Annotated in this window: 5 protein-coding genes; all 5 read left to right on the forward strand. The window is 26.8% G+C overall.

The window, feature by feature from the left end; translation table 11 throughout:
• Positions 1 to 590 (forward strand): tetratricopeptide repeat protein (locus E6248_RS13585; RefSeq protein ID WP_316341327.1); only part of this gene is annotated, 590 nt, incomplete at its 5' end.
• A gap of 103 nt (positions 591 to 693) precedes the next feature.
• A complete protein-coding gene (locus tag E6248_RS13590) occupies positions 694 to 1,419 on the forward strand; it encodes a WecB/TagA/CpsF family glycosyltransferase (protein ID WP_316341328.1) in 726 nt (241 codons plus the stop codon).
• Positions 1,420 to 1,436: 17 nt separating this feature from the next.
• Positions 1,437 to 2,717, forward strand: a complete 1,281-nt coding sequence (locus tag E6248_RS13595; RefSeq protein ID WP_316341329.1) for a glycosyl transferase group 1 — start codon at positions 1,437 to 1,439, stop codon at positions 2,715 to 2,717.
• A gap of 1 nt (position 2,718) precedes the next feature.
• Positions 2,719 to 3,867, forward strand: coding sequence for a glycosyltransferase (locus tag E6248_RS13600; RefSeq protein ID WP_316341330.1), 1,149 nt, complete (start codon positions 2,719 to 2,721; stop codon positions 3,865 to 3,867).
• 2 nt (positions 3,868 to 3,869) lie between these two features.
• Positions 3,870 to 4,514 carry a cyclodeaminase/cyclohydrolase family protein gene (locus tag E6248_RS13605; RefSeq protein WP_316341331.1) on the forward strand — a complete coding sequence of 215 codons (645 nt, stop codon included), beginning with the start codon at positions 3,870 to 3,872 and terminating at the stop codon, positions 4,512 to 4,514.
• The last annotated feature ends 20 nt before the right edge of the window (positions 4,515 to 4,534 follow it).

Here is a 4,534-nt window from a genome sequence, read left to right on the forward strand (position 1 = left end):
TATTAAAAGTCCCAGAAGCACACTTATATAAAGCTTTAATTTTAAAAGATGATGGAGATTTTAAGAGTGCAAAGGTAGCTATAAATGAATATTTAAATCTAGGTGGAAAAGTCGATGATGAAATTAATATTTTAATTAAAGATATTAATAATATTTCAAATTATGAAGTTGCGGTTGAAAGTATTAATGAAGATCCAACTAAAACTATAAAAATATTATTAGAATTAGTAGAGGATTTCGATTTAAATCCATTAATTTATTATTATTTAGGAGTTGCTTATAGAAAATTAGAAAATTATGAAAAAGCAATTTATTATTTAAATGAAAGTGTTTCAAGAGAAAGCGGTATTTATGAAGTGGTAGTTGAACTTGGAATAAATTATGCATGTATAAATGACTTTGAATCTGCTTTAAAATACTTTAAAAAAGCATTTGAGGCAAATAGAGAAGTTGAAGTGTGTACTAATATAGTAATGTGCTATATGAACCTTGGAAAAACAGAAGACGCAAAGTTGCACTTAGATATTGCTAAAAAGTTGAACCCAGAAGATGAAATAGTAAGGGAACTTGAGAATATTTTAAATAAATAATGCTAGTTAATTTAATGGGAAGATCATTGTATTAAAAGACTTTAGTAACATAACTAAATATGGTATTATTAATATAGTTTACAGTGAATGTTTAGGAGAAAATATGAGTGATAATAGATTTATAAATATATTAGGGTATAAGGTATTTAAGGAAGGGTTATCTGATGCTATAGAACATATTAAAAAGTATGAAAAGGTCCATATAGTATCTGGAAATCCTGAAGTTTTATATACAGGATTACATAATAAAGAGTTATTTGATAATTTTACTTCTAAAGAAGCTTTTATTATCCCTGATGGTGTTGGGATTCAAATTGCAGCTAAATATTTAAAAACTCCTGTTAAAGAAAAAATAGCAGGAATAGAACTTATGAAAAATATAATAAGTAAGGCAACAAAAGAAAACAAGTCTATTTATCTTATAGGAACTACAGATGAAAATTTAAAGTCTTGTGTTGCAAATCTTTTAGTAACTTATCCTAATATTAATATTGCAGGGTATAAAAATGGATATTTTGATTTAGATAATCCTAAAGAAATATTAGATGATATTAGAAATAAAAAGCCATATGCAGTTTTTGTTGCAATGGGATGTCCAAGGCAAGAAAGATTTATAGTTAAGTATATGGATGAATTACCTTGTACAATATTTATGGGGGTAGGTGGAAGCTTTGATGTTATAGCTGAGAAAGTAAAAAGAGCCCCTAAATGGATGATAAATATAGGCCTTGAATGGCTTTATAGAGTTTTAAAGGAACCATTTAGAATAAAGAGACTAGGAAGCATACCTAAATTTTTACTATTAGTAGTTAAAAATAAAAAGAATTAAAGGAGGAAAGAAATAAAATGAAGATTCTATTTATAGCCTGTTATTCGCCGCTTATTAATAATTCGGCATCTATTGAGACTCTTCAATATTTAAATAATTTAGCAAAAATTGATGGAAATGAAATTCATTTATTAACAGTTAATTTTCCTCCAAATTCAATTTATTATGATGAATATATCTTTAGTATGTTAGATAAAAATATAAAGCTTCATATTATTTCTGGAGGTAGATTCTTTGAATTATTAATGCCAAAGAAAAGTAATGAAGCAGTTAAGATTATAGAAAAGAATAAAACTAGCAAAATAAAGCCTTTACTTAAGAAAGCTAAAAAGATACTAGCTATTCCAGATATGTATTTATATTGGTCTTATAAAGCAAGTAAATATGGGAAAGAACTTATGGATAAAGAGAACTTTGATGTAATGTTCTCGATGCATGAGCCTCCTTCAAGTCATATATGCGCATATAATATTAAAAAAGATTATAAAGATTTAAGATGGATAGCTTATTGGAGTGATCCATGGCTTAAGGACTCTACTAGGGAAGGGTCTAGTTATATTAGAAGAAACTTTGAAGGAAGATATGAAGAGAAAATTGTGGATTTGGCTGATAAACATATATTTGTAACTAAAGCTAATAGAAATGATTATATTAAAACTTATAACTTAAAAGAAGAGGATACTTTTATTATAACTAGAGGTTACGATAGTAATGTTTATGATGAAATATTAAAGGAAGAGACACCTAAATTAATTGATAAGAGTAAAATTAATTTAGTTTATGCAGGTGAAATTTTTTCTAAATTAAGAGATATAAGACCATTTATTTCATCATTAAATAAAATAAAAGAAGAAAATGAGGAATTATTTAACAAATTAAATATTTTATTTTTTGGGAATATCGATAATGATGAAATTAAGAAAGACTTAATGAGTATAAAAAATGTGAGAGTATCTAATAGAATACCTTATAAGGAAGCTTTGGGATATATGGTAAATGCAGATGTTTTATTACTTTTTGGTAATAAAAGTTCTAAGCAAATACCTGCTAAAATATATGATTACTTTGGATGTTATGGCTATATTTTAGTGATTTTAGGTGATGAAGAAGACCCTATTATTGATGTAATAAAAGATATTGATAAGTGTAAGATATCTTCAAATAGAGAGAGTGATATTACTAATTCTATAAAAGATTTAGCGAGTTTAATAGAAAATGGACAAAAATCTTATTTAGTTAAAGAATATGAATGGGAAAATATATCTAAGAAATTAGATTCTATATTAAGGAGGGAATAATATGCATGTAATGTTTATACCTTCCTGGTACCATAATAAAAGAAATTTAGTTCATGGAAGTTTCTTTAAAGAGCAAGCTATGGCTCTTCAAGATGCTGGTGTCAAAGTGACAGTAGCATATAATGAAATATGGCCATTAACTCTTATGTTTAAGGTTAAAGAAAAGAGAGGTCTATCTTTTGATATTGAAGATGGATTAAGGACATATAGGTATAAGGATTTTAATTATAAGCCTAAGAATCCTAAAATGTTTGATAGCTTTAATAAGAGGTTAGAAAAACTTTATTTAGAAATAGTAAAAAAAGAAGGCAAGGTTGATATAATTCATTGTCATTCTTCCTTTTGGGCGGGAATTAGTGCTAATTATATTTCAAAAAAATATAATATTCCACTAGTTATTACAGAACATTCCTCCATAGAAAAAGCTGTTTACATTAAAGAGAGTTATAAGCCTTTAGTAAAAAAATCTTACATCGAATGTGATAAACTTATAGCAGTTGGAAATGGATTGAAAGAAGAAATTACAAGATTTTCAGGAAGAGAAGATATAGAAGTAATACATAATCTTATTCCTGTTGATAATTTTTATATAAGTGAAAATACTAATGAAAAATTTACTTTCTTTTCTCTAGCTTTTTTAGAAGGGGAGAAAGGAATGGATATATTAATTAAAGCCTTTAGTGAAAAGTTTAAGGATAAAAATTATAAGCTTATTATTGGAGGCGAAGGAAGTCAAAAAGAAGGGCTTATAAACTTATCTAATAGTCTTGGGATTTCTAATCAAGTTGAGTTTTTAGGAGCAATTTCAAGAAAAGAAGTGGCAAAATATATGAGTATATGTAATGCTTTCGTCCTTGCATCATTACATGAAACTTTTGGAGTTGTATATATAGAGGCTTTAGCTTCAGGAAAACCTGTAATAGGAACTTATAATGGTGGGGCAGAAGATATTATTGATGATAATAATGGCTTATTAGTTAATAAAAATGATATGAAGGCTTTAGGAGATGCTATGGTATATTTATCAGATAATATTAGTTCCTATGATAAAGAGAAAATAAGAAAAGAATGTGTAGATAGATTTTCTAAAGATAAAATAATAAATGAAGTTATAAATGTATATAGTACGATATTAAGAAAGGGGGAATAATTATGCTATTTAAAGATTATAATATTGAGTCTTTTTTAAAGGAGTTATCATCTGATGCACCTTCTCCTGGAGGTGGAAGTACTGCAGCTTTAGTTGCGGCTTTATCAGGGGCTTTAAATTCTATGGTTTATTCTTTAACTGTTGGTAAGAAAGCTTTTGAAAATTTAAGTGAAGATAAGCAAGATAAGATGCTTAAATTAAAGGAAGAAACAGTAAAATTCATTGTTGCATCACAAGAGTTTATGGAAGAGGATAGAAAAGACTTTTTAGCTTTAATGGATTGTTACAAGCTCCCTAAGAGCAATGAAGAAGAAATAGCTTTAAGAAAAGAAAATATAAAAAATTGCACAATAAAAGCAATGGAAACGCCATTAAAATTAGCAAAAGCATGTATAGATTTTTATAGTAACATTGACTTTGCAGTTGAATTTGGAAATAGAAATTTAGTTTCAGATGCAGGAGTAGCAGCTTCTCTATTACATTCAGCTATAGAAAGTGCTGCAATTAATGTTAAAGTTAACTTAAATTTTATTAAAAATGAATATGATTATAAAAAAGTAGAAGAAACTCTTGAGGATATTTTAAGTAAGTCTAATACTTTAAAAAATGAAATATTAGATAAGGTTAATAATATTATATATAAATAAAAGTATAGGTAAGAATGAAG

It is taken from the genome of Clostridium sp., assembly GCF_032552055.1.
In the GTDB taxonomy this organism is placed as follows: domain Bacteria; phylum Bacillota; class Clostridia; order Clostridiales; family Clostridiaceae; genus Clostridium.

Coding starts and splice junctions, on each gene's coding strand:
- E6248_RS13590 (WP_316341328.1), top strand. CDS start 694: ATGAGTGATAATAGATTTATAAATATATTAGGGTATAAGGTATTTAAG.
- E6248_RS13595 (WP_316341329.1), top strand. CDS start 1,437: ATGAAGATTCTATTTATAGCCTGTTATTCGCCGCTTATTAATAATTCG.
- E6248_RS13600 (WP_316341330.1), top strand. CDS start 2,719: ATGCATGTAATGTTTATACCTTCCTGGTACCATAATAAAAGAAATTTA.
- E6248_RS13605 (WP_316341331.1), top strand. CDS start 3,870: ATGCTATTTAAAGATTATAATATTGAGTCTTTTTTAAAGGAGTTATCA.